This is a genomic window from Psychrobacillus sp. FSL K6-2843 (genome assembly GCF_038626375.1).
Taxonomy (GTDB): Bacteria; Bacillota; Bacilli; order Bacillales_A; family Planococcaceae; genus Psychrobacillus; species Psychrobacillus faecigallinarum.
Genome location: NZ_CP152021.1, coordinates 2,288,965 through 2,315,203 on the forward strand (window position 1 = coordinate 2,288,965; position 26,239 = coordinate 2,315,203).

At 36.6% G+C, this 26,239-nt stretch carries 27 protein-coding genes; 1 reads left to right on the plus strand and 26 read right to left on the minus strand.

Annotated features, from left to right (window positions below; genetic code table 11):
• Positions 1-45 precede the first annotated feature (45 nt).
• The 5 genes from MKY94_RS11580 to MKY94_RS11600 form a co-directional block, all read right to left on the minus strand.
• Complete coding sequence (locus tag MKY94_RS11580) at positions 46-1,029, minus strand: alpha-ketoacid dehydrogenase subunit beta (RefSeq protein ID WP_144536062.1); 984 nt, start codon at positions 1,027-1,029, stop codon at positions 46-48.
• Positions 1,029-2,039 (minus strand): thiamine pyrophosphate-dependent dehydrogenase E1 component subunit alpha, encoded by a 1,011-nt coding sequence (locus tag MKY94_RS11585; RefSeq protein ID WP_144536060.1) that lies wholly within the window; start codon positions 2,037-2,039, stop codon positions 1,029-1,031. The genes MKY94_RS11580 and MKY94_RS11585 overlap by 1 nt, the downstream gene beginning before the upstream one ends.
• 18 nt (positions 2,040-2,057) lie before the next feature.
• On the minus strand, positions 2,058-3,488 hold the full coding sequence (lpdA, locus tag MKY94_RS11590) for a dihydrolipoyl dehydrogenase (protein ID WP_144536058.1): 1,431 nt from the start codon (positions 3,486-3,488) through the stop codon (positions 2,058-2,060).
• 85 nt (positions 3,489-3,573) lie between these two features.
• Complete coding sequence (gene bcd / locus MKY94_RS11595; protein WP_144536056.1) at positions 3,574-4,668, minus strand: branched-chain amino acid dehydrogenase; 1,095 nt, start codon at positions 4,666-4,668, stop codon at positions 3,574-3,576.
• A gap of 85 nt (positions 4,669-4,753) precedes the next feature.
• Entirely contained in the window at positions 4,754-6,772 is a 2,019-nt protein-coding gene (locus tag MKY94_RS11600; RefSeq protein ID WP_144536054.1) for a sigma 54-interacting transcriptional regulator, read from the minus strand.
• 128 nt (positions 6,773-6,900) lie between these two features.
• On the opposite strand from MKY94_RS11600, the gene MKY94_RS11605 reads away from it, so the two are divergent.
• Positions 6,901-7,149, plus strand: coding sequence for a DUF2627 domain-containing protein (locus MKY94_RS11605; RefSeq protein ID WP_144536052.1), 249 nt, complete (start codon positions 6,901-6,903; stop codon positions 7,147-7,149).
• Between the two features lie 133 nt (positions 7,150-7,282).
• Here the strand turns inward: MKY94_RS11605 and MKY94_RS11610 are convergent, their stop codons facing one another.
• The 21 genes from MKY94_RS11610 to MKY94_RS11710 all read right to left on the minus strand — a co-directional run bounded on the left by MKY94_RS11610 (position 7,283) and on the right by MKY94_RS11710 (position 26,237).
• Complete coding sequence (locus MKY94_RS11610) at positions 7,283-8,002, minus strand: glycerophosphodiester phosphodiesterase family protein (RefSeq protein ID WP_144536050.1); 720 nt, start codon at positions 8,000-8,002, stop codon at positions 7,283-7,285.
• Complete coding sequence (locus tag MKY94_RS11615) at positions 7,995-9,566, minus strand: FapA family protein (protein ID WP_144536048.1); 1,572 nt, start codon at positions 9,564-9,566, stop codon at positions 7,995-7,997. The genes MKY94_RS11610 and MKY94_RS11615 overlap by 8 nt, the downstream gene beginning before the upstream one ends.
• Positions 9,567-10,086: 520 nt before the next feature.
• Entirely contained in the window at positions 10,087-10,878 is a 792-nt protein-coding gene (gene spo0A, locus MKY94_RS11620; RefSeq protein WP_144536046.1) for a sporulation transcription factor Spo0A, read from the minus strand.
• A 263-nt stretch (positions 10,879-11,141) separates the two neighbouring features.
• Positions 11,142-12,098, minus strand: a complete 957-nt coding sequence (locus tag MKY94_RS11625; RefSeq protein WP_144536044.1) for a SpoIVB peptidase S55 domain-containing protein — start codon at positions 12,096-12,098, stop codon at positions 11,142-11,144.
• A gap of 95 nt (positions 12,099-12,193) precedes the next feature.
• Positions 12,194-13,897: a DNA repair protein RecN gene (gene recN / locus MKY94_RS11630; protein ID WP_144537153.1), complete on the minus strand. Its 1,704-nt coding sequence runs from the start codon at positions 13,895-13,897 to the stop codon at positions 12,194-12,196.
• Between the two features lie 80 nt (positions 13,898-13,977).
• The gene (gene argR, locus MKY94_RS11635) at positions 13,978-14,427 is read right to left on the minus strand and encodes a transcriptional regulator ArgR (RefSeq protein WP_144536042.1); all 450 of its coding nucleotides are present in this window, start codon (positions 14,425-14,427) and stop codon (positions 13,978-13,980) included.
• A 98-nt stretch (positions 14,428-14,525) separates the two neighbouring features.
• Positions 14,526-15,344, minus strand: a complete 819-nt coding sequence (locus MKY94_RS11640; RefSeq protein ID WP_144536040.1) for a TlyA family RNA methyltransferase — start codon at positions 15,342-15,344, stop codon at positions 14,526-14,528.
• Complete coding sequence (gene dxs, locus MKY94_RS11645; RefSeq protein ID WP_340844481.1) at positions 15,341-17,236, minus strand: 1-deoxy-D-xylulose-5-phosphate synthase; 1,896 nt, start codon at positions 17,234-17,236, stop codon at positions 15,341-15,343. Before dxs ends, MKY94_RS11640 begins: the two co-directional genes overlap by 4 nt.
• 89 nt (positions 17,237-17,325) lie before the next feature.
• The gene (locus MKY94_RS11650) at positions 17,326-18,207 is read right to left on the minus strand and encodes a polyprenyl synthetase family protein (protein ID WP_144536026.1); all 882 of its coding nucleotides are present in this window, start codon (positions 18,205-18,207) and stop codon (positions 17,326-17,328) included.
• Complete coding sequence (gene xseB, locus MKY94_RS11655) at positions 18,200-18,421, minus strand: exodeoxyribonuclease VII small subunit (RefSeq protein WP_144536024.1); 222 nt, start codon at positions 18,419-18,421, stop codon at positions 18,200-18,202. Before xseB ends, MKY94_RS11650 begins: the two co-directional genes overlap by 8 nt.
• A gap of 1 nt (position 18,422) precedes the next feature.
• Positions 18,423-19,775, minus strand: a complete 1,353-nt coding sequence (gene xseA, locus MKY94_RS11660; RefSeq protein WP_342578682.1) for an exodeoxyribonuclease VII large subunit — start codon at positions 19,773-19,775, stop codon at positions 18,423-18,425.
• A gap of 60 nt (positions 19,776-19,835) precedes the next feature.
• On the minus strand, positions 19,836-20,690 hold the full coding sequence (gene folD / locus MKY94_RS11665; protein WP_144536020.1) for a bifunctional methylenetetrahydrofolate dehydrogenase/methenyltetrahydrofolate cyclohydrolase FolD: 855 nt from the start codon (positions 20,688-20,690) through the stop codon (positions 19,836-19,838).
• Between the two features lie 25 nt (positions 20,691-20,715).
• A complete protein-coding gene (gene nusB, locus MKY94_RS11670; protein ID WP_144536018.1) occupies positions 20,716-21,093 on the minus strand; it encodes a transcription antitermination factor NusB in 378 nt (125 codons plus the stop codon).
• A 114-nt stretch (positions 21,094-21,207) separates the two neighbouring features.
• Positions 21,208-21,600, minus strand: a complete 393-nt coding sequence (locus MKY94_RS11675) for an Asp23/Gls24 family envelope stress response protein (protein WP_144536016.1) — start codon at positions 21,598-21,600, stop codon at positions 21,208-21,210.
• Positions 21,601-21,615: 15 nt separating this feature from the next.
• The gene (accC, locus tag MKY94_RS11680) at positions 21,616-22,965 is read right to left on the minus strand and encodes an acetyl-CoA carboxylase biotin carboxylase subunit (protein ID WP_191696879.1); all 1,350 of its coding nucleotides are present in this window, start codon (positions 22,963-22,965) and stop codon (positions 21,616-21,618) included.
• A 33-nt stretch (positions 22,966-22,998) separates the two neighbouring features.
• A complete protein-coding gene (gene accB, locus MKY94_RS11685; protein WP_342577094.1) occupies positions 22,999-23,508 on the minus strand; it encodes an acetyl-CoA carboxylase biotin carboxyl carrier protein in 510 nt (169 codons plus the stop codon).
• A 247-nt stretch (positions 23,509-23,755) separates the two neighbouring features.
• On the minus strand, positions 23,756-24,289 hold the full coding sequence (locus MKY94_RS11690; RefSeq protein WP_144536010.1) for a SpoIIIAH-like family protein: 534 nt from the start codon (positions 24,287-24,289) through the stop codon (positions 23,756-23,758).
• Between the two features lie 2 nt (positions 24,290-24,291).
• Entirely contained in the window at positions 24,292-24,531 is a 240-nt protein-coding gene (locus MKY94_RS11695) for a hypothetical protein (RefSeq protein WP_144536008.1), read from the minus strand.
• Between the two features lie 241 nt (positions 24,532-24,772).
• Positions 24,773-24,928, minus strand: coding sequence for a hypothetical protein (locus MKY94_RS11700; RefSeq protein WP_154310667.1), 156 nt, complete (start codon positions 24,926-24,928; stop codon positions 24,773-24,775).
• Positions 24,928-25,839 (minus strand): stage III sporulation protein AE, encoded by a 912-nt coding sequence (locus MKY94_RS11705; RefSeq protein ID WP_151109495.1) that lies wholly within the window; start codon positions 25,837-25,839, stop codon positions 24,928-24,930. Before MKY94_RS11705 ends, MKY94_RS11700 begins: the two co-directional genes overlap by 1 nt.
• Positions 25,840-25,853: 14 nt before the next feature.
• Positions 25,854-26,237: a hypothetical protein gene (locus tag MKY94_RS11710; protein ID WP_151109493.1), complete on the minus strand. Its 384-nt coding sequence runs from the start codon at positions 26,235-26,237 to the stop codon at positions 25,854-25,856.
• Positions 26,238-26,239 lie beyond the last annotated feature (2 nt).

Sequence of the window (26,239 nt, forward strand, 5' to 3'; positions counted from 1 at the left end):
TCCTCCTTTAATAGATCAAATTCACCTAAGCATATTTCCAATAACTTAATATTCAGCTAGCTCACGCATTGCTTTTTCTACTTTGTCTGGATTAATCATAAAGAATTTTTCCATTGTAGGGGCATATGGCATAGCTGGAACATCAGGACCAGCAAGGCGCATGATCGGAGCATCCAAATCAAACAAGCAATTCTCGGCGATAATCGCTGCCACCTCACTAATTATGCTACCTTCTTTGTTATCCTCTGTTACAAGTAACACTTTACCGGTTTTGGAAGCAGCCTCGATAATTGCATCTTTGTCTAAAGGATAAATGGTACGTAAATCTAAAATATGCGCAGAAATGCCATCTTTTTCTAAACGTTCTGCTGCTTGAAGAGCAAAATGAACAGCCAGACCATAAGTAATAACTGTTATATCTTCCCCTTCACGCTTTACATCTGCTTTTCCAATTTCAATCGTGTAATCTTCGTCCGGAACCTCTCCTTTAATAAGGCGATAAGCACGCTTGTGCTCAAAGAACATAACCGGGTCTTCATCACGAATAGCCGCTTTTAATAATCCTTTGGCATCGTATGGAGTAGAAGGAATAACGATTTTTAGTCCAGGTTGGTTAGCAAAAATAGCCTCTACAGATTGAGAATGATAAAGCGCACCGTGAATTCCGCCACCAAAAGGCGCACGAATTACTATAGGACAAGTCCAATCATTATTAGAACGGTAACGAATACGTGAAGCCTCTGAGATAATTTGGTTAACAGCAGGCATGATAAAGTCTGCAAACTGCATTTCAGCAATAGGACGAAGACCGTACATTGCAGCCCCAATCCCTACTCCCGCAATAGCAGATTCTGCAAGAGGAGTATCTAGAACTCTGTATTCTCCAAACTCATCATAAAGTCCGTTGGTTGCCTTGAACACTCCACCCTTACGTCCAACATCTTCACCAAGAACGAAAACGCGCTCATCACGAGTCATTTCTTCCTTCATTGCAAGTGTTATTGCATCGATATAAGACATGATTGCCATTATGCGTTCCCCCCGTCTTTTTCAGCATAGACATGTTTTAATGCATCTTCCGGAGCAGCATATGGTGCAGCTTCTGCATAATCAGTCGCCTCATTTACTTCCTTCATAATGCGATCATTTATTTCTTTTTCAAGATCTGTTGACAGAATGTCTAAATCTCTTAAATATTTTGCAAATGTAATAATAGGATCTAATGCTTTCCCTTCTGCAATGTCTTCTGCAGTACGGTATTGTCTATCATCGTCATCTGATGAGTGGGCAGTTAATCGGTAAGTCACTGCCTCAATAAGACTAGGACCTTCCCCATTTCTTGCACGATCAGCTGCTTCTTTCACTACTTTATAAACCTCGATTGGGTCTTTTCCATCTACTGTAACACCTGGCATTCCATAGCTGCTGGCACGATCTGCGACATTTTTGCTAGCAACTTGGCGCTCAAAAGGAACAGATATTGCATATTTGTTGTTTTCTACCATTGTGATACAAGGTAATTGATGCACCCCTGCAAAGTTCAATCCTTCATGGAAATCACCTTGGTTAGATGAACCTTCGCCTAGCGTTACAAAAGTGATAAAGTCCTTCTTTTCAATCTTAGCAGCTAGAGCGACTCCAACTGCATGGGGAAGCTGTGTTGTAACTGGAGAGGAACCAGTTAAAATACGATTCTTCTTTTGTCCAAAATGCCCCGGCATTTGACGTCCGCCAGAGTTCGGATCCTCTGCTTTAGCAAATGCAGATAGCATTAAATCTTTAGGTGTCATACCAAAATGCAGTACTACTCCCATATCGCGATAATATGGTGCAATATAATCCTTTGTGTTATCTAGAGCAAATGCCGCTCCCACTTGTGCTGCCTCTTGTCCTTGACAAGAGATAACAAATGGAATTTTACCCGCACGGTTCAATAACCACATACGCTCATCAATACGGCGTGCCATTAGCATCGTCTCAAACATTTTTAATACATCTTCATTTGTTAACCCAAGCTCCTCATGACGATTGTTTGTCATATAGAAATCCCCCTTTTTTTACATATGAATAGCTTTACCATCTACAGCTAACGCTGCTTCTCCCATGATTTCACTCAAGGTAGGATGTGGATGAATTGTATGTGCCATTTCCCAAGGAGTAGCATCTAGAACCATTGCCAAACCAGCCTCTGAAATCATATCCGTTACGTGAGGTCCAATCATATGAACGCCTAATATGTCATTTGTTTTCTTATCGGCAACAATTTTCACAAAGCCATCCGATTCACCGTATACAAGAGCCTTTCCAATTGCTTTGAAAGAGAACTTGCCTATTTTTACATCAAACCCTTGTTCCTTTGCTTGTTGCTCTGTTATTCCTACACTCGAACTTTCCGGACTTGCATAAATACAGCGAGATACAAGATCATAATTTATAGGAATTATGTCTTCTCCTGCGATGTGCTCTATTGCAGTTATCCCTTCATGACTAGCTACATGGGCTAATTGTAGACCTCCGATTACATCACCAATTGCATATATATGTGATTCTTTCGTTTGAAATGTTTCAGAAACCTTTATGAATCCATTTTCTATAACAATATCTGTATTCTCGATACCAATACCTTCTGTATTTGCCTGTCTACCAACTGATACAAGCATCTTTTCAGCACTAAAAGATTGTGTTTCACCGTTAACCTCAGCTGAGATTTTGACAACATTGTCTACAGTATTTAAAGTATCAGGAAGCACTTTTGCGTTTGTTGCAAATGTAATTCCTTTTTTGCTTAAAAGTTTTTGCATTTCTTTAGAAATATCTTTATCCTCGGTAGGTATAATTCTATCTGCATATTCAATCACAGTAACTTCCACACCAAAATCATTTAACATCGAAGCCCATTCAATACCGATTACTCCTCCGCCGACAATAAGAATAGATTTTGGAAGCTCTGTCATTGATAATGCCTCATCTGAAGTCATCACTAAGGAACCATCTATAACTAAACCAGGTAAGGAGCGAGGACGAGATCCTGTTGCAATTACAACATTTTTAGGAATAAGCATTTCATTTTCTTCACCGTTATTCATCTCCACAGAGATTGTACCACCAGGTGAAGGTGAGAATATAGATGGACCAAGCATTCTGCCAGTTCCTTCATAAACATCAATTTTCCCTTTTTTCATCAATCCCTGAACCCCTTGAAACAATTGGTTTACAATGGATTCCTTACGTGCTTGCACTCTGCTAAAATCTAGTGTTACTTCACTAGTATTTACGCCAAAATCGGCTGCGTGATTTTTGGTAGTGGAGAAAACTTCTGCACTACGAAGTAAGGCTTTACTTGGTATACAGCCTTTATGTAAGCAAGTACCACCTAATTTACTCTTCTCAACGATTGCTGTTTTTAACCCTAACTGTGCCGAGCGAATGGCAGCTACATAACCACCAGTCCCTCCTCCAATAATGACTACGTCATATTCTTTTGCCAAGTAAGTCCTCTCCTTCCAAATAAGAAGACCGCTTTACAAAAAATCTATAAAGTCGGCCTATTTACAACTAAGATGAAATTATCGATTAACGGCCATTTAAAATATGTTTTCCGTTTTGTAAAAATTGGCTGCGAGATTTACTTACACGAGCAATACGCTCTTCTGCTAAACGATCAGCAGCTACATAAGTTGGTATACCGTCACGTTTAGAAATTTCAAAGATACGTTCGATTTTATCGTAGATACCTGCCACACGTTTCATCGCACGATCATGGTTATATCCATATAATTCGTCTGCAACGTTAATAACTCCTCCAGAATTGATCACGTAGTCTGGTGCATAAACAATACCCATTTCATGGATTAAGTCACCATGTGTTGTATCTTTCAGTTGGTTGTTTGCAGATCCTGCAATAACCTTAGCTTTAAATTGTGGAATAGTATTATCGTTTACAATTGCTCCAAGTGCACATGGTGCAAAAATATCTACGTCTTGTGAGTAGATCTCATCTACCCCTACTTGAACAGCTCCAAATGCTTCGACTGCACGATCCACTGATTTTTGGTTAATATCAGCAACTACTAATTTTGCTCCTTCTTTATGTAGGAATTCACATAGAGTATAAGCTACGTTCCCAACACCTTGCACTGCAACTGTTTTCCCCTCTAAAGAATCAGAACCAAATGCTTCTTTAGCAGCAGCTTTCATTCCTACGTATACACCATAAGCTGTTACTGGTGAAGGGTTACCTGAAGAACCAAATGCTTCTGAAATACCAGTTACATAATTTGTCTCCTCATGTATAAGGTCCATATCCGCTACTGTTGTACCCACATCTTCTGCTGTAATGTAACGACCATTTAATCCTTGGATAAAACGTCCAAATGCACGGAACATTTCTTCGTTTTTATCTTTTAATGGATCACCGATAATTACTGTTTTTCCTCCACCAAGGTTGAGTCCAGCAGCAGCATTTTTGTAAGTCATCCCTTTAGCAAGACGAAGAGCATCTTCAATTGCTTCTTCTTCTGAAGCATAATTCCACATACGAGTCCCACCAAGTGCTGGCCCTAATGTAGTGTCATGAATTGCGATAATCGCCTTAAGTCCTGAAGTTTTGTCTTGGCAAAATACTAATTGCTCGTAATCATAAGTTTCCATATATTTGAAGATTTCCATTTGTAAGTTCCTCCTAGTAGTTAAATTGATGCATGTTTAAGATCATTTATAGTAAATACCCCTATTTACTTGAACATTTTCCCCATTAAACGAGATTATATTTTTCCAGCTTATAATACAGAGAACGTAATGAAATATTAAGTCTTTTAGCTGTTTTAGATTTATTGCCCTCACATGTATTAAGTGCATGGGCAAGTACTCTTTTCTCCATTTCATCCATTTGCTCCGATAAGGGAGCAATCGAATCTTCATCTTCTTCCGTTGATAACTGAAGCATTAATTTTGGTAAATGCCGTTCGTCTACTAAACGGTCATTCGGTTGAAGAAAGATCATAGAGCGACTTATAATATTCTCTAATTCTCGCACATTACCTGGCCACTCATAAAGACATAAGATTTCAAGTGCCTGACTGGTAAATCCCTCGATATTACGACCAAACTCTTGGTTAAGTTTAACTAACAATCGTTCCGCAAGAAGCGGAATATCTTTTTTTCTTTGGCGTAAAGAAGGAATATAGATAGGCATTCGATTTAGTTGAAAATAGAAGTCCTCTCTAAATGTACCCTCTCTCATTGCTTTTTCCAAATTAAGACTACTTGCAGCAATAATTCGGACATCAACATGCTTAGGTGCGGTACCCCCGACAGGTACAAAAACATTTTCTCTTAATACCTGTAAGAGCTTCGCCTGAGTTTTCTTAGTCAGTTCCCCAACCTCGTCTAAGAAAATAGTTCCCTTGAATGCTTCCTCCAGTTTACCTGGATACGTAATACCTTCTTCTTGGTAACCAAACAATTCTCTTTCTAAAAGGTGCTCTTCTAGTGAGCTACAGTTAACTCGTACAAAAGGATACATAGAGCGACTGCTCTCTCCGTGAATAGCATGCGCAAACAAATCCTTTCCTGCACCGACCTCTCCCCTTAAAAGAACGGTTATTGGAACATTCGCTGCCAGCTTTGCTTGTTCTATTGCTAAGTTGATCTCATCAGAAATACCAACTATGTCTTCAAAGGAATAAGATGATTCAAGCGTTCGAATAATAGTCCTAGCTCGATCCAATTCCTTCATAAGACCTCGCATTTCAGTCATGTCATGAATTACACCAACACTACCTTTTAACTGATTGTTTACTAAAATAGGTGCTACGTTAACAATGACGTCCTTCTCTTCCTTACCGACTCGAAGATTTACACCTCTAATAGGCTTTTTAGTTTGAAGTACCTTTAGATGAATACTTTCACCTTCGGATATATCGGCAGTAGCAGGTTTCCCAATAACTTCCTCTTCACTAAACCCCGTGATTCGAGTATAGGCAGGGTTAATAAGAATCCCCTTGCCATCTTCGTCTACTACAGATATTGCATCTTCACTTGAATAAATGATTGCTTCAAGCATTTTTTGTATTTCTGTTAAATTTGTTATTTCTTCGGCTAGACGAACTACTTCCGAAATATCCTGAAATACTGCGAAGGCTCCGATACGTTTACCCTGATTATTGACCATAGGATACCTAGAGGTAACTATTTTGGTACCGCTTTCAAGAGTAAGTTCTTTGTTCAGTTCGACCTTACCTGTTTCGTATATTCTTGGTAATTCACTTAAGGAGATAACATCAACCACATGTTTACCCATGGCCTCTTCTACAGGAATTAAGGTCATTCTTTCTGCGCTCTTATTAAAAAAGTTGACGATGCCTTGGCTGTTAATGCCAATCATCCCTTCTTCTATGGAGTTAAAAATGAGATCCTGTAAGGCCTTTCTTTGGTTGATAATTTGAATATAGCTATTTTTTTCTTCCAACAACGTAACGATTAAGTTGGCTATCTCACCAGGTATCAATACAGCGGTGGCAGGTCTATTCTGAAGTAATTCATAGAACACTTCCTTCTGACCAGTCACATCAATAATGATTTGAATATCCTTGCTTAACAAACTCCTCCACTCATTATAAGTTGGTATGTTATGTTGTTTAGCGTAGATTATTCCAGGAGCCTCATCGTTAATATCTACAATAGCGGTAACCTGAAGGTAATCCGCCTGCGCTATTAACTTGAGAAGTGCATATCCACCGTTACCTGCACCTACAATGAGTATGTTTTGCAAAAATATGCACACCCCCACTTTTTTTCTGCAACTTATTGCATTTCTTCTATATCATAACGTAAGTTTCAATCATTGACAATCATAAACTTGAATGTAAAATTAAAATAGAAGGAACAGGAGTGAAGAAAGTGGCTCGTTTATTGGCTTTAATCGTGTTATTAATACCGGGAATATTGGCAGCTTTTGGAATCAAATTAATGAGAGATACATTTTTTGGATTACAAATACTTCCTATTGGAGGACTAGCCGTTCAGTTTATTTGCGGATTAATCTTTACAGTTCTAGGTCTAGGCTTTTTTGCAGGTTTTTTATTAAATAGAGATAGAAAAAACGGAAAAGTTGCACCACGATTTCAAAAGAAAAAAGACACAGACTAGAAAAGCCTGTGTCTTTAGACTATAGACAAATTCAAAGAAATTTGAAAATGTCTATAGTCTTTTTGTTATTTAGAATACATAGTAAGAAATTTTTCTGTGAGGTGGAAATTTCATTTTGGACAAAGATGTAACTTTATAAACGATTTTGTTGCTCAATTACTTTCAGTGGAAAATCAGTAATCCACCCAATAACCGATTGGGGCGGATTTTTCAAATATTTCTCCGTTCCTTTTATATTATAAAATCGTATAGGAAATCCTGCCTCCCATATCCTATCCATTAGTTCAGTACCAAAGAATTTTTTGTTAAGGTGTATGGCATCATATGAGCGATTAACTAAAATTTCATCCCAACTGGAATTTTTCTTTCCGATAAAAGCAGTTTTTGTTTTTATAGGCATTCTTTGTATAGTTTCTAAAATGCTTTCTTCAAAAGAAGAGAAATGAACATCCTTAATATTTTTTGTCTTGTACACTACTTCTTCAATTTTTTCTGTTTTTCCAAGAAAAGATTCCTTAAATTCCACGTTTAGCTTCAAATTTGTTTGTTCAAAAAAAGATAGAAATTCGTCAAAACTAAGTACTCTTGAATATAAAAATCTTCGAAGAAACGTTTTCCCTAGTTTTAGCTGAAGAATCTCCTCAGCAGCCATATCTGTTATTCTTCTGTTTATACCCGCTAATCTAAAAAAGTCTAAATCATGGGTAACAAAAGCCACTCCATCCGCTGAAAGTTGCAAATCCATTTCAATTCCGTCCACGCCTATTTTCTTTGCATACTCAAAAGACCTAAGTGAATTTTCTACATACTTTGTAGCGCCTCCACGATGCGCGTATACCGGTAGATTAGACATTTAACTCCCCATTTTCTAACTTAAATTTTCCTTTTGTAATAGTTGTTAATAAGGAAGATTTATTTCCAATTTGTATAATGGTACCCGGATTTGCCTCTTTTGTAACATTAACATAGTATTCTACGTTACTTCTTAGCAATTTTAAAATACGTTGTATTTCTCTATCTGTTTCTTTCACATCCTGCTGTAAAAGATTGTATTTTTGTTTAGTTTTCTCATATATCCCGTTCTGCTGAGTAGTCATATTGTCTTTCAATTCGCCAAGCTGATAGATTTGATAGTTTAATTTAGTTGCTTCCTCTTGCAGCTTTACCATCTTTTCTGCCAAAGTTTTTGCATTTTCGGTTAAGATTTTGCGGTCTATACCTTGCACGACAAGTTCTGTTTTTCTTTCCATGCTATTTCCGCTAAATGCTGTTGTAATTGAATTGACTGCTACAGCCTTTCCTCCAATAATTTTCCCTTTTCGATCATCTAATATAATTTCATGAGCAAAAATAGTTGCACCAAGTGCATAAAAGCCGATATGCACCTGTTCTTTTGCCTGTAGTGTACATTCGTTGGCATGTTTAATATATATATTATTATGTGCCTCTACTTTGGTTATTCCACGACCAAAAATGCCCCCTTTAATAAAGACATCTCCTTCAGCTGATTTTATTAGCTCTGCGGAATTAACTCCTTCTTTACCTTCGATTGATATATCACCTGAAGCAATAACAGAGTACCCAGCCATCACAGTACCTTTAACTTGAATAGAACCATCAAACTTTAAATTTCCTGTTTCTATTCCAACATCCCCATCTACAATTAAATGTTTTAGTACGGATAACACTCCATTTACTTCACCAATGACACCCTTTGTTTTAGAGCGAAGTACGATTTTCCCATCCTCTTCAATTTCATAGGCAGATTTTGCATCGTATTTAAGTTGGACGTCATCTCCAGGACTTGCCGGCACATATTCCCCATAGACATTTATACCGTCTATACCTTCTTTAGCAGGAACTTTTTCTCCTAGCCATGATCCCTCTTCTATCTCTTTGATAAAATTCATATCAAAATAATCTGCCTTACCATCTTCGTTTATCACAGGCTTTTTTTCGGCTTGCTCTAAATAACTGACATGCGCATTTTCTCCTTTTTGGGGAGGCTTTCCTTGTGCAATTATAAAAGGCTTGCCAGTTTTTAAAGATAATATATCTAATGTTTTCTTGCCAAATTTAATATTATGTTCTTCGAGTAGCTTATGTATGTGGGTCTGCACTTCTATGATATTTTCCTGAATATATGTAGGTGATTCGTTTATAGTTAAAAGTACTTGCATATAATCTGCACTAATGTCTATTTCAATTAAATCTAGCCAATTTCCTATTTCTTGAGGTTCTGTAGATTTAGCCGAGAGTGCTTTTTTTAAAGCTGTAAAACTTGTGATTTTAAAGCGTGGGTATTTTCTAATATATTCTTCGAACTTTTTTAAACTAAAACCATCTTTTTTTGTAAACAAAAAGACCTGTCCATTCTTTTCAGTTATGGTTAAATTATCATTATCTTCAATAACCAATTTCTTCTCAACCCTTCTAAAGATATATTATCTTCTTCAACCTTGAAAAATTGCAAAACTACTTTTAAAATTCATTTTTGAGGAGGGATATTTATTAATCTATTAAACAATACATGTTCCAACATGACATTGATACTACATTAAAAAATATTTTTTCAAATCTTTTCACCTATTAGATCAGTAATAAAGTTTTACTGATCTAATGTATAATAAAACCTGGAGCAATACCATGAATTTTCTGCCAATTTTCAGTATAAATATATTTTACCATAATACTTCAAACAAATATCTATAAGAAAAAAATAATATAATGATTTTACTTTTTCTTAATTTCTAAATCTACTGAATAACTATACTAAGTTATTTACCATTCTAAAAATAAAAAAAGACCCACTCTTAATAGTAGGTCGGGCAACGATATTTAGTTGCTACGTCAAAATTAAAGTTCATTGGAATGGTGTTAAAAATTCGTTGCACCGTTCACTATTATTTTATATCTGGAAGCTTGATTCTTTCACTTTCAACTAGCCATATTCTCCATGCGAATTTTATCTGCGATCATCGCGATGAACTCTGAATTTGTAGGTTTAGACTTTAAGTGATGAACTGTGTAGCCGAACATTTTCGAGATAGTTTCATAGTTTCCACGATTCCATGCTACTTCAATTGCATGACGAATGGCACGCTCAACACGAGAAGGAGTTGTTTGAAATTTTTTTGCTATTTCTGGATATAATACTTTCGTAATGGAGCCTAACAGTTCAATATCAGCATATACCATTTGAATTGCTTCACGAAGATAAGAATAACCTTTAATATGCGCAGGTACTCCCATTTCTTTAATAACATTAGTAATAGTATTATCAATCATGCGCTTATTTTGTAATGCTTCTTTTTCAGGATTGGACTTTGCAGGTGCTTCCTGAATAGAGCCCTTTCTTCCAGCAACCTGAATAATTTGTGTCACTAAACGGTCAAATTCAAAAGGCTTCAGCATGAAATAAGAGGCCCCAAGATCTACAGCCTGTTTCATCACATCTTCCTGACCAAATGCAGTTAACATGATGACTTGTAAATCCTTCAGCTTGTTATTTTTCTGTAAAGAGTCTAAAACAGCAATTCCATCAAGATGCGGCATGATAATATCCAACAGCAAAACGTCTGGTTTGATTGATTCTAACAATTCCAAACATAATTTTCCATTATAAGCAGTACCGATAACCTCTATTTCAGGATGCTGCTCAAAATAAGAATCCATTGTGCGTATTAAATCTTTGTTATCGTCGACTATTGCAATTTTTATTTTCTCCATATAAGTTCATCCACCTTTTGTAATTTTTTACATAGATATTATTCGCTATCTTTTTCCCACTTCCTTTTTATAAAATAAAAATGATTCTTTCCTATTATGATTACGTGGTATTACGACAAATTGTAAATCTTTTCTTATGCTTTGTCGAATTTTATTCATTAACATTTTAAACCTATGTATCGTATAAACGCAAGACCTTATATCCACCTTAAGACACCAAAAAGGCTACATCCTATTTTGGATGTAGCCTTTTCATCTATACTTCATGGATTTTTTTTCATCATCTCAGTTATTGCTAAAGCTGCACCGTTTTTGGGTTTGTCGACATACATATGAGTTACGACACCAATAATTTTGTCTGCCTGGATGATTGGGCTACCGCTCATTCCTTGGAGAATTCCACCTGTCTTTTTGATAAGCTGTTGATCGGTCACAGTGAATTGAAATAAATGTCCATCGACAGAAGAGATGTTAATTGTAAAGTCTTGTACTTTTTCACCATCGATTGAAGTACGCATGATAGCTTTGCCAGTCGTAATTTCTTCTTTTTCTGCTACTGCTACCTGATGCATTGGAATATTGGCTAATGCTTTGTTTTCTAACTTACCGAAAACTCCATAAACGTTATTTTCATTTACTCCTCCAATGGGAGGACTATTGTTTCCGTGTGAAGTAATTTTATATCCAGGTTTGCCAGGAATGCTTTTTTTAATTTGCTCAATAGAGGACAAATAAATAGAGCCCTCTGAAAATTTTGGCGTAACACCAGATGTATGATCGACAATTTGGTGCCCTAATGCGCCAAATTCATTGGTTGACGGATCGAAATAGGTTAAAGTTCCAATTCCTTCAGTTGCATCACGCAAGAAAGGAAAGAGTTTAATCATTTGATCAGCACTCATATCTTTCGTATACATTGTTTTGTTGCGCTCATACTGAATAATAATTTGTTTCTTGTCTTTCAATTGTCTTTTTAAGTCATCAATACTCGATATCGTTTGGTCGTTTATTTGATGAATTGTATCACCAGATTTTAGCCAATAATCATCTGTTATCAAGACATCATGACTAAGAAATACAGATCCGTATTGGAGGTCGATCTGAATAGATTGCCCAAGCGGGACAACGGAAACTTTAGAAGCAAATGCAGTGGTGCTTAGAAAGAATAAAGTCAAGAAAATAATTGGCAAAAGCGACCAAATTCGATAGCTTTTTTTCATATTTCACCTCCCATACACTTTACTATGTCCTTCGCTAAGAACTCTATGTGAGGTAAATAATTGATAAAAAAAGAAGACCCAAAAGTAATGGGTCCTCAAGAGTTTCTTAACACTTTTTTTCGTTCATTTGCAATTTTTAGTAATTCTTTGGAGTGCTTTAAAGTAGTAGTTGTGATTTCCGTGCCTGACATCATTCTGCTTAATTCCTCGGCACGTTGGTCATCCGTTATTTCTTCCAGCAACGTATAGGTACGATTTCCAGAAACTTCTTTTCTAATCAATAAATGCTGGTCAGCCATCGCTGCAACTTGGGAAAGATGAGATATACACAAAACTTGTGAATTTGTCGCAATGCCCGCAATTTTTTCAGCAATCGCTTGGGCAACTCGGCCGCTCACACCAGTATCTACCTCATCAAAAATAATAGAGGTAATGCCTTGATGCTTCGAAAAAATACTTTTTAAAGCAAGCATCATTCTAGATAATTCGCCACCTGAAGCAATTTTAGTTAAAGCCTTTAACGGTTCACCAACGTTTGTAGATATATAAAAGGATAAATCGTCTATACCATCTTCATTATAGATAGGATTAGGATGATCATGGAACATAACAGCAAAAGTTGCTTTTTCCATATAAAGCTCCTGAAGCTGCTCCATAATAGCGCTACTCAACAAGGAAGATGCGGCCTTCCGTTTGTCGGTTAACTCGTTAGCCTCTAGCTGAAGATCTATTTCAATTTGACGTATTTTTTCTGCCATTTTTTGAATTTGTTCATCTCGATTGACTAATTGGTCCAAGCTATGTTGAATCTGTTCTTTGTATTCAAGAATTTCTTCAATCGAGGCTCCATATTTTCTTTTTAAAGTCTGTATTAAAGCCAATCGATCTTCTACAATTTGAAGTTGATTGCTGTCATACTCCATTTCATCTAAATCATTTTTAAGTTGATGTGCTGCGTCCTGCAATATATAAAATGCCGAAGAAACGCTTTCGCTTAAATCCTTCATATTCTCGTCTACATCCGAAATATCTTGTAAATCAGACATAGCAGAACCTATATAGTCTAATCCTTTAGATTCTCCTAAAATAGCATCATATGAGCTGCTGATTTTATCAAACATTTTATGAAAGTTTAATAGCTTTTTCTTTTCATTCTGAAGAGATTCTTCTTCTCCTCTTTTTAATTGAGCTTCATCAATTTCTTCTACTTGAAATGTGTACAGGTCAATTTTATGGGCAATTTGCTGCTCATTTTCCGTCAATGTAGCCAATTCTTTTTTCCATTTTTTGTATTTACTAAATAATTCCCTATACGCTTCTTTTACTGCCTTCAGGTCGTCTCCAGCAAATTGGTCAAGCAAGTGAATATGTGCCTTGTCATCCATTAGCTCTTGGCTTTCATGCTGACCATGGATATCTATTAAACTGGCACCAATTTCTCTTAAAATACCAATTGTTACAAGTTTCCCATTTACTCTACAGACGCTTTTTCCAGACTCATTTATATCTCTTCTCAAAATGATTGTTTCCTCATCTTTATCAATACCAACATCTAGCATTTTCTTAAAAACGCTATGCTTTGGATCTGAAATGATAAATAGTCCCTCTAGCTCTGCCTTTTTTGCGCCATGTCGAATAAATTCCTGTGATCCTCTACCTCCGCAAAGCAGATGAACCGCATCAATAATGATTGATTTTCCAGCCCCAGTTTCACCAGTTAGCACAGTTAAACCTTCTTCAAAGCTTACAGTAAGTTCATCTATTATCGCAAAATTTTTAATGGAAAGTTCTTTTAACAAACCTATCACCTCTATTTAAAGATAGAACAGCTTGAATGTATAAGTGAAGTAGATTTCACTTATACATTTAAGTGATATTCCTATAACATTTCAAGCAATCGGCTTTTAACTGCCTCACAATCACTTTCGGCTCTGCAAAGGATTAGACACGTATCATCGCCACAAATTGTGCCCAATATTTCTTCCCAATCCAAATAATCAATTAAAGAACCTATTGCGTGAGCATTTCCTGGCAGTGTCTTCATCACTAAGAAATGGCTAGCTCCATCAATGCTAACAAAGGCATCTGTTAACGCTCTATGCAGTTTTTGCATAGGATTGAATCTTTGGTCTGCCGGGAGGCTATACTTGTAGTTTCCATTTGGCAATGGAACTTTCACTAAATGTAATTCCTTAATATCTCTAGAGACAGTCGCTTGAGTTACGTTAACACCTGCGTTCTTAAGATGATCTACTAAGTCGTCTTGAGTCTCGATTTCATAATTCGCGATAATATCTCTTATACGAATATGCCGTTGTCCTTTGTTCATAATTATCTCCTTGCTGTATAAATATTCTATTTTAATTATACCTTAGCATTTCATTGCAAAAGTAACAAGAAAAAACGCGACTCATGATGAGTCGCGGGTTATTTTAACGAATTATGTGCCTCATTAACTAGTTTTTCAAAGTCTATGTCATGCGAGGTAACTTCTCCCTCGTTTACACTAACCAGATGAAATAGAAATTCTATATTTCCCTCTCCCCCGGTTATAGGCGAAAAGGAAGCATTTTTTAATTGGAAGTTTTGGCTTTCAGCAAAATCTGCTATCTCCTTCAAGACTTCTATATGAACAACTTTTTCTCTAACTACACCTTTTTTGCCTACTCGATCTTTTCCAGCCTCAAACTGCGGCTTAACTAATGCAATAACGTCTCCACCAGGAAGCAAGATCGTTTTTAATGTTGGAAAGATAAGCTTAAGCGAGATAAAAGAAACATCTATAGAGGCAAAGGATGGTAATCCTTCTTGAAAATCAGCAGGTGTGGAGTAACGGAAGTTTGTCTTTTCCATTACAGTTACACGTGAATCCTGCCTTATTTTCCATGCCAATTGATTACTACCGACATCCAGTGCATACGCATGTGAAACGCCATTTTGGAGTCCACAATCTGTAAATCCCCCAGTTGAAGAGCCAATATCGAGCATGATCTTATTCTCAATCTCTATGTCAAACTGCTCTATTGCTTTTTCGAGTTTCAAACCGCCACGGCTGACATATTTCAGCACCTGACCCTTAACAGTTAGAATAGAAGTGGTTTCAATCTTCTCTCCCGGTTTGTCTATTCTCTCTTCGTTCTTGTAGATGAGACCTGCCATAATAGCACGTTTAGCTTTTTCTCTTGTTTCAAACAAACCTTGTTCTACTAAGAGTATGTCTACTCTCTCCTTTGGAATCTTGCTCATAAGGAGATATACCTTGGGCTTTCATTTACGGAAGTTTTTACAAGTTCCACAATGCTTTCAGTTGTAATATTAATCTCTTGCAGCAACTGATTTACTTCACCATGTTCAATGAAGATATCCGGAATACCGATGCGCTTAACATTTGCTTGTAGGTTTTGTTCATTATAAAACTCTAGGACAGCACTGCCAAATCCACCTTGTAATGCACTTTCTTCCACAGTAATAATAGGGATGTTGCGTTTTTGAATATCTTTAAGCATTTCTTCGTCTAAAGGTTTAATAAATCGAGCATTTACAACTTCTACAGAGATATTTTGTTTACTTAATTCGTCCGCTGCTTGTAGTGCCATTGAAATAGTTGTACCAAAAGTAAGAATCACTGCTTGACTGCCTTCTTTTAAGACTTCCCAAGTGCCGATTGGAATTGGATGTAATTCTTCGTCCATCATAACACCAAGACCATTACCACGCGGATAACGAAGAGCAATTGGACCATCAGAGTAGTCAAATGCTGTTTTGACCATATGTTGTCCTTCATTTTCATCTTTTGGCATCATGATAACCATATTAGGCATATGTCTAAGGAAGGAAATATCAAATACTCCTTGATGTGTTTCTCCGTCTGCCCCAACTAATCCAGCACGATCTATTCCAATTACCACATTTAAGTTTTGACGACAAATATCATGAAGCACCTGATCATATGCACGTTGAAGGAATGTAGAATAAATAACTAATAAAGGTTTCATACCTTCTGCTGCCATTCCTGCTGCCATTGTAGTGGCATGTTGTTCTGCAATACCTACATCGAACATTCTATCTGGAAACTCTGATGCAAACCCTTCCAATTTGGAACCTACTGGCATTGCAGGTGTGATAGCAACAATACGGCGATCATCACGAGCTAGTTTCCTTGCTGTCTCAGCCACTAGCGCACTCCAGGAAGGGGCTTTTGAAGAAGACTTAACGAAATCTCCAGTCTCCATTTTATAGGGACCTGTACCATGCCATGTTCCAATTTTGTCTTGTTCAGCAGGTTTAAAACCTTTACCCTTTTTAGTGATAACATGGATAAGAACAGGACCTTTCATCTTTTTGGCATTCTTCAGGTTTTCTTCTAAGTCTTCAAAGCTGTGGCCATCAATTGGTCCTAAATAGGTAAAACCTAATTCTTCAAAAAATGCGCCTGATACAAGTAGGTATTTCATAGTATCTTTAAGACGTTCAGCTGTGCCAGCTAATTTGCCGCCAACTGCTGGAATTTTTTTCAGAAGTGACTCAATTTCATCCTTAGCTTTGTTATATGTGCCATGAGTACGTAATTTTCCAAGGACATTATGCAAAGCTCCCACATTAGGTGCAATAGACATTTCGTTGTCATTCAAAATGACAATCATATCGGTTTTTTCGTGTCCAATATGGTTCAATGCCTCTAATGCCATACCACCAGTTAGAGCACCATCTCCAATAATAGGAATAACATAGTTTTTCTTTTTCTGTATATCCCTAGCCTTAGCCATTCCCATTGCTGCAGATAGCGAGGTTGAACTATGCCCTGCCTCCCAAACATCGTGCTCGCTTTCAATCATTTTTGGAAATCCACAAAGACCCTTGAATTGGCGAAGAGTATCGAATTGATCTGCACGACCCGTGAGAATCTTGTGAACATAAGCTTGGTGTCCAACATCCCAAAGAAATTTGTCATCTGGACTATTAAACGCCTTGTGCAGTGCAACTGTTAGCTCTACTACACCTAGATTCGGTCCAATATGTCCACCTGTTACTGATAATTTTTCTATTAAAAACGAACGAATATCTTCACTTAAGTCCTTTAATTGTTCATTGTCTAAACTTTTTAAAAAGGATGGACCAGAAATTGAAGTTAAATCCATTGCCATCACACACCTTCTTTTAGATTTCCTTAAATACAGCTAGGTATAATCATATCAATATTTACTCATAAAACAAAATTATACGCTATTTATTTTGACCTTTTTGTTATGTAATTAGCAAGTTCTATTAAAAGTCCATCGTTAAGATTTACTTGGTTAAGTGCCTCAGTTGCTAAATCATACTGTCTTTTTAGTTGTTCTTTGGCACCAGCCATTGTAAGTATAGAAGGATACGTATTCTTTTCACTTAATATATCTTTTCCTGCAGTTTTTCCTAATTGTTCGGATGTACCCTCAATATCAAGAATATCATCTTGAATTTGAAATGCCAGACCAATGTGGAAAGCATATTGACGCAAAGCATCCATGACTTCCTCGTTAGCTTTTGCAATAATTCCTCCTGCTATAATACTGAATAACAAGAGTGCACCGGTTTTGTTAATATGGACCTCTTCTAATTCCTCTAAGGATAAAGTTTTACCCTCACCAAGAATATCTAATACTTGGCCACCAACCATCCCTTCAGCTCCTGAAGCAAAGCTAAGACGGTCGATTAAGAAGACTTTTTGTTCAGCATCCAGATTTTTTAGTCTCGCAATAATACCAAAAGCCAATGTTACTAAAGCATCTCCAGCAAGAATCGCCAAAGCCTCTCCAAAAACTTTATGGTTAGTTGGCTTTCCTCTACGAAGATCGTCATTATCCATGCTAGGTAAATCATCATGTATTAAAGAATAAGTATGAATCATCTCTATTGTGCTAGCAACTTTTATGGCATCTTCGTTTTTAACGTTTAGTTCCTGTAATACCGCTAGCGTATATAAGGGACGTATTCTCTTTCCACCAGCTTTAAGGGAATATAGCATTGCTTCTTTTAGTTGAGAAGGTGCTTGAATTTCATTAATCATCGATTCCAGCTGTTGTTCAATAAGCGGTTGGTTGGCTTGGATAAATGTATTTAAGTTACTCATCAGTTTTCCCTGCTTCTTCTTTATTTTCGCCCATGAAAGATACTAATTGTTTCTCAGCGCTTTGTAATTTATCACTGCACAATTTAGATAGTTCCATTCCGTTTTGATAAAGTTCAATCGCATTTTCAAGAGGAACATCCCCTTGTTCTAGCTGTCGTACAATTTGTTCTAATTGTAGCATTGCCTCATCGAATGGAATTTCTTTTTTTGCCATGCTATTTTACCCCCTCTTTACTAACTGCTTGTTGAACTGTAGCCTCTATTTGACCATCTGATAATGTTACAAAAATAGAATCACCCTGTTGGACATCTTCTACAGACTTAACTAATATGCCTTCTTTGTAAGTAATACTATATCCGCGATCCATAATTTTCAAAGGATTTAACGCCTGCAAAGTTCTTAACGAACCAGTAAACTGTTGTCGATTTTTTTCAAAGGATGCAATCATTGCTTGTGTGAGTTGATTGGTACTTGTTTGTAATGTTTTTGACTGTATCGTTATAAGCTTTTGTGGGGAAAGTTGTTTAAATCTATTTTCTAACTGAAAAAAGTTCCTGTTTTTTTCTTGTGATATCCGTTTAACTTCTTTATGAAGTTGTTGTTCTGCCCGAATATACCTTTCTATAAAAGGACGATACAGTTTTTCTGGAGTTGCCATTACAGGCGAAGTAATAGCCCTACGGTATCTATTTTTTTCATCGGCAAGTCTTTTCGTAACAAAATGAAGACTAGCCGATTGGTAAGACAAAATATTCTTCATTAAGTTCTCTTTACTAGGTACTGCCATTTCTGCAGCTGCCGTAGGAGTAGGTGCCCTCAAATCAGATACAAAATCAGCGATAGTCGTATCTGTTTCATGGCCAACAGCACTAATAATGGGAATTTCGCTCTCTGCAATAGCACGAGCAACTATTTCCTCATTAAATGCCCAAAGATCCTCAATGGAGCCTCCTCCTCTTCCCACTATCATCACATCAATATCACCTAAGGCGTTTGCCTCCCTAATAGACTTCACTATTGAAGGCGCTGCCTGTGGGCCTTGAACGATACTTGGGAAAACGAGTACCTCACTAATTGGATAACGTCTTTCCAAAGTAGTCAAAATATCTCGTATCGCTGCTCCTGTCTTTGAAGTAACAACACCAATCTTTTTAGGGAAAGCTGGCAGCTGTTTTTTTCTGCTAGGATGGAAAAGACCTTCTTGTTCAAGCTTTTTCTTTAACTGCTCAAAAGCAAGAAAAAGTTCACCTATCCCGTCCGGCTGTATAGAAGATGCATATAGCTGATATTGACCTGCTGCCTCAAATACATTTATATCCCCACGCACCAACACATTCATACCACTCTCAGGTACAAATTTAAGACCTCGAGCATTCATAGCAAACATGACAGATGTTAAACGAGCTGACTCATCTTTTAGAGTGAAATAGATGTGACCACTAGAATGTACCTTCACATTGGAAAGTTCTCCTTTAACGTACACATCACGCAAATGGGTATCTGCATCAAATTTTCTTTTTATGTATTTAGTTAAAGCTTTTACAGTTAAATATGTATGAGACATAATATCAACTCCTACTACTTGATGACAAGCTAAAAGCTGTTCTACTGTAGAACAGCTTTTAGCTTATTTATCTAGTGTATTCTCAGCAGCCAAGCATGTATTTTCCATTAACATAGCAATAGTCATTGGTCCTACTCCTCCAGGAACTGGAGTAATTTTAGATGCTACTTCTTTTGCAGAAGCAAAATCTACGTCACCGCATAACTTGTTGTCTTCATTTCGATGTATTCCAACATCAATTACAACTACGCCTTCTTTTAAGTAACTAGAGTCAATCATTTTCGGCTGACCTGTAGCCACTATTAATATATCAGCTTGCTTTGTATGGTTATGTAAGTTCTTCGTTTTTGAGTGGCAGTAAGTTACCGTAGCATTCTTTTGTAAAAGGAGCTGACCCATTGGTTTTCCAACGATGTTACTTCGCCCAATAACCACAGCGTGTTTTCCTTCTATTTCAACGTCGCTATATTCTAATAGCTTCATCACCCCAAAAGGTGTACAAGATAGGAAGGTCGGCTGACCAATCATCATCTTTCCTACGCTTACTGGATGAAATCCATCTACATCTTTCAATGGAGATATAGCTGCAATTACACGATCCTCATTGATTTGTTTAGGGAGAGGCAACTGAACTAGAATGCCATGTATCTTTTCGTCCTGATTTAGCTTTTCAACACTATTTAAAAGCTCTTCTTCAGATATAGTTTCTTCCAGCTCAATCATAACCGAGTACATACCAAGTCTTTCACATGTTCTAGTTTTACTGTTCACATAGGTTTGAGAAGCTGGATCACTACCAACTAATACAACAGCTAATCCTGGTGTAATACCTTTTGCTTTTAGATTATCTACACGTTCTTTTACTTTTTCTGTAACTTTTCCAGCTATTTCTTTTCCATTAATTAGATTATCTGCCACTATAAACGCTCCTTAATGTTGAAGATTATTGCTCTGTATATTTGGATAATACTCCATTAACAAATCGACTTGATTTTTCGTCTCCATAAACTTTGCATATTTCTAATGCCTCATTTATAACTACTTTTGCTGGAGCTTCGTTTGCATATAATAATTCATAAACAGCTATACGAAGAACTGTTCTTTCGATTTTTGGCAATCTGGATAAAGACCAGTTTTCTAGCTTGTCTGATAAAGAGGCATCGATTTCTTCTTTATGTTCAATTGTACCCTTTACTAAATCTGTTAAAAAAGGGTCATTTTCTTCAGTAACATGCCCTATAGCTTCTTCTATTGTAATTTCATGATTGTCTAGCTGGAATATTGCCTGCAGTGCTAGCTCCCTTGCTTTTCTACGTTTCATTATTTGTTCTCCTTTAAATGTAGCTATCTAACCCATAATAGCATATTTTTTTAGAAAGTGCTTATTAGAAAGAAGAAAATAAGAAAAAGAGCCCCCCTAGGGAGCCCTTTTCTATTATTCTGTAGCTTCAAATTGCACACCAGTAATATGAACATTTACTTCTTTTGGAACTAAACTAGTCATATTCTCAATTGCTTGGCGTATTTGGGATTGGACTTCTCTTGCAACAGTTGGTACGGAAGCACCGTATTTTACTAGACAATATACGTCAATATACAAACCATCATTTGTTATTTCTGTTTTAATGCCTTTACCATGCACCTTTTTTCCTAATCTTTCTACTACTCCTGCAGCAAAGTTTCCTCGCGTTCCCGCGATACCCTCTACTTCATTTGTAGCAATTCCAGCAATTACTGTGATTACTTCAGGAGCAATTTCAATTGTTCCTAAGTACTCTTTGCCTTCAGGAGTCATTTGAACAAATTTTTGTTCGGTTGTTTCTGTCATATGGCTCACTCCTTTTTATGAATTCATCACATCGTATTTCTCTAAAAACTTTGTATCAAAATCTCCAGATACAAATACCTCGTGATTCATGAGCTTTTCATGAAAGGCAATTGTTGTTTCCACACCTTCGATTGCAAATTCTCCAAGTGCGCGCTTCATCTTAGCAATTGCCTCTTCTCTCGTTTCACCATACGTGATAAGTTTAGCCACCATAGAATCATAAAACGGTGGAATCGTATAGCCTGGGTATACTGCTGAATCCACTCTTACCCCCAGTCCACCTGGCGGTAAATAAAATTCAACAAGTCCTGGAGATGGCATGAAGTTTTTATCTGGGTTTTCTGCATTGATACGACATTCTATAGCCCATCCATTAAGTTTAATATCTTTTTGTGCGAAAGGCAATTTTTCTCCTGCTGCAACTTTTAACATTTGTTTTATTAGATCTATGCCAGTTATCATTTCCGTAACAGGATGCTCCACTTGAATTCGGGTATTCATCTCCATAAAGTAAAACTTTTGGTTGATATGGTCAAAGATAAACTCAACCGTCCCAGCGCTTTCATAACCAACAGCTAGGGCAGCTTTAACTGCTGCATTACCCATTTCAGCGCGCAGTTCCTCAGATAGTGCTGGAGATGGAGCTTCCTCTACAAGCTTTTGCATACGTCTTTGCACGGAGCAATCTCTCTCTCCTAAATGCACTGCATTTCCATAAGAATCTGCTAGCACTTGAATCTCTACATGACGAAATACCTCTATATATTTTTCTAAGTAAACGCCAGGGTTACCGAATGCTGCTGCCGCTTCTTTTTGTGTTATTTTAATCCCTTTGATCAAGTCTGCTTCATCTTTTGCTACTCGTATTCCTTTACCACCACCACCAGCGGTCGCTTTGATGATGACTGGAAAACCTATTTCATTTGCTACTTTTAGTGCGTCCTCTTCGGTTTCAACGATTCCCTTAGATCCAGGAACAGTCGGTACTCCTGCTTTTTGCATAGTTTCCTTAGCAACATCCTTTATACCCATGCTTTTAATCGCTTGTGATGTAGGACCAATAAACTTAATGTCGCACTCCTCACAAAGCTCTGCAAATTCAGCATTTTCGGCTAAGAATCCATAACCCGGATGTATGCCTTCGCAGCCAGTTAACTTGGCCACACTGATAATATTTGAAAAGTTCAAATAGGAGTCTTTCGATAATCTAGGCCCTATACAATAAGCCTCATCTGCTAGTTGTACATGTAAAGCCTCTCGATCCGCTTCAGAATATACAGCAACAGTTTCAATATCAAGTTCTTTACATGCTCTAATTATACGAACAGCTATTTCGCCACGATTGGCAATCAACACTTTTTTCATGATGCTTACCCCTTTCCTCTTTTGTTTTCCTATTTATGCTTTTACTAGGAACAGAGGTTGGCCATATTCTACCAATTGTCCGTCTTTAACTAGGACTTCCACAATTTCTCCGTCTACTTCTGCTTCAATTTCATTGAATAGTTTCATCGCTTCTACGATACATACGATTGAGTCAGCAGTCACTTTACTACCAACTTGTACATATGCAGGCGTATCTGGAGAAGAAGATTGATAAAATGTGCCGACCATTGGAGAAGTAATTTTATGTAAAGAACTATTATCTTCTTCAACTGGAGCTAGTTTTGCTACTTGATTTTCTGTTTCTACTACTTTTGGAGCCTCGTTAACAACCGGAGCCTGTATTGTTTCTACTTTCGAAGCCTCTCCAACTGATGAGCTTTCTAATGATTGAATAGTCGATTTGTGAGAGTTTTTATCCCCTCTTTTAATCTTAATTTTAGTTCCTTCTGATTCATATGAAAACTCATCTAGTGTAGACTGATCAATTAGCTTAATAATTTCTCTGATTTCTTGGATCTTCATTTAGCCCATCTCCCTTAATTACTATTTAATACTTCCCTTTTCATTTTAGTCGTTTTTAGTTTAATTGGGAATAGAAACGTTTAAATGTTCATTACTTTTAGGGAATAACAGACTTAAACAAGCCAAAAACTACCTTTTATACAGTAACTTTAATACGCTATATTAGTGAATTTTTTTAAAAAAATTAAACCATAAATTGTTATATATAGTATAAACAGAAAAAAAGTGCCCGTTATAGGCACTTCTCTTACAGACCATCAAATTTTACTTCTACTTGATAAGCTTGAGGATATTCTCTCTTCACTGCATAAACAATATCAGAAGCCTTTTTTGAGGATTGCTCATTTGAAACTACATCAATCAACACTTTGTTGTCCTCTATACGAACTAAGGCATCATCATAGCCTAGGGACTTTATGATAAGCTCCAACATCGCTTCTGTTGAATCTATTTTCACTAACTGCTCAATTTGAGAATATGCCTCATTTTTTTGCTCAGCTGTAAATTCAGTTGAAGCAACCTTAGATTCAAGTTGCTCATGGAGTTGACTACGTTTTTCTTGAACTTCCATACGTAACTCTTCATAAGCATTACTGTGAGAAACAAATGATTCTTCATTTGTGGAAGCAGTTTCTACTAACTTAACATCCTCTACCGAGTCATTTGAAAATAAAGCAATTCCATCAAAAGGGGATGGTTTTTCTGTTGCGTAATACACGGTTACCACTGCAACTAAGCTTAATAAAGTTAAAAACCAAACGGATCTCTTTTTAATATTCATTATTATTTATCCTCCAATTCCATTTCTTCTATCACTATTCGATGTGGAGATATTTGCAAAACAGATGAAAGGGTTTTTATAAGATTGTTTTTTATACGATTATCGCTCGCTCCTTCCGCAACTACCAGTATTCCAATCAGTTCTTCTTTTTCCATCTTGCTCTCACTTGTCCATTGGAAAAATGATGAATCACTTTCCTTTTTATTTTCAGATCGTTCTGCGTAATGAAAGTAAATAGACACCTTGCCAACCCCATGAATTTTTTCAAGTATTTCTGAGAGCTCATCCTTCGTTTGAGCTTCTGGAGGGGTGGAATTGTTTTTTACGTCATCCGTCAGCCCAAAAATCTCTGAAAATAAGAGACTAATGACTAATACTGCTAAACTTATAACTACAAAACGAAAAGTGGGTTTTTGTTTTAATGAAATAGTAGTTCACCCTTCTTTTCATATTGGATAACATACTTTATGCAACACAATCTATTTATATGAAGAAAAAGGAGATAATCCATACGATTATGGAAAGTTTTACGAAAAAGCCTGTTCTCTCCTTGTCCAATTGCTCGATTAAGATAGATAGAATTTCTCCAATTATGACAATGAGGAGAATTCCATATAGTAATGCTGAGAAATCTACCATTAACCCTTCACACCTATCAATAGTTTGGCAAAAAGCATGATTAAAATTATTGTAAAGAAAAACGCAAAGGCTATTAATACGGAGATAATCGAAAGTACAAATAATGTTTTTCCAATATCATCTAATAGACCGCTAATCTGCCCATCAACAAAAGGTTCAAGAATTGCACTGAGAAAGCGATATAGAAACGCAATTAGAATTGTTTGTATCGTTGGAATAGATATTAAAACTAATATAGATACCAAAATAGAATTTCCTGTGATAGCAGAAGCTGTAGATGAGTAGCTTTTCATTGTACTGATACTTTCGGTAAGCAAAGAACCAACAAAAGGTATATTGTTAGAGATCAATCTTTTTACTGTTTCATTTACAGCCCCGCTCACTGACCAAGTAATCACACCATTGACCGTTATAAATAGACTGTATAACAGAAGCATGATGGAGGTGGCTCCCACCAAAGTCATACGGATTAAATCTGACATTTTAGAAAAAGAAATGGCAGGTTGAATCCTAGTGATTAAATCAAAGAGAAAGGCTGCTAATAATGCAGGAATCATAATTTTATCTACCATAATAGATGTAAAGGTTGAGAACAGCAAAACGACCGGGTTCCATAGAGTGACTAGAAATGCCCCTCCAGATAAAGCTATCCCTGCCGTTAATACTGGATAGACTCCCAAAAACACGTGTACCAGCTCACCTGTTACTACTTGAACCATTTTTACTGTTCGAAAGGCAGGCTCCAAACAGTAAAAACAAATAATAAAAATAAACAATAATTTAAATAACCTTTTACTGCTGGGAATAAGCCATTCCAAACACATAAACGCAAAACCGAACAGGAGAATATAAACGAACGTTTGTATTACTTCTTTTGCTGGTTGCAAAATTGTTGCAATAATTTCATCCATTACTGCTCATTCCTTCAAGAGAGTAGTCCCATAACTGAAAAAAACTTTTCATAAAATTGTTTCATATGTTGGAGCCATACGATAAGTAAGATTGCCTTAGTCGTGAATGTAATCAGTGACGCCAAACTAGTGTACTCATAGTCCTCTAAGAGTTCTTCAACAATTTGCGAAATAAATAGGAGGATAACTGAGAACAATAATAGTTTTACGATTGGTAGAATCGCTTCTGGAACACTGGAGATATACTGATTAATAAAAGGAATAATGATTGAAGTAGTTAAATACGTTAAAAAGAGAAAAATATAAATGGTATAAATAAGGGAGTGAAGTTTGGGGTAGATTTCTTTAACTAACTGCAACAAGCAAAATGCTATTATAATAGTAATATAGACAATCATTT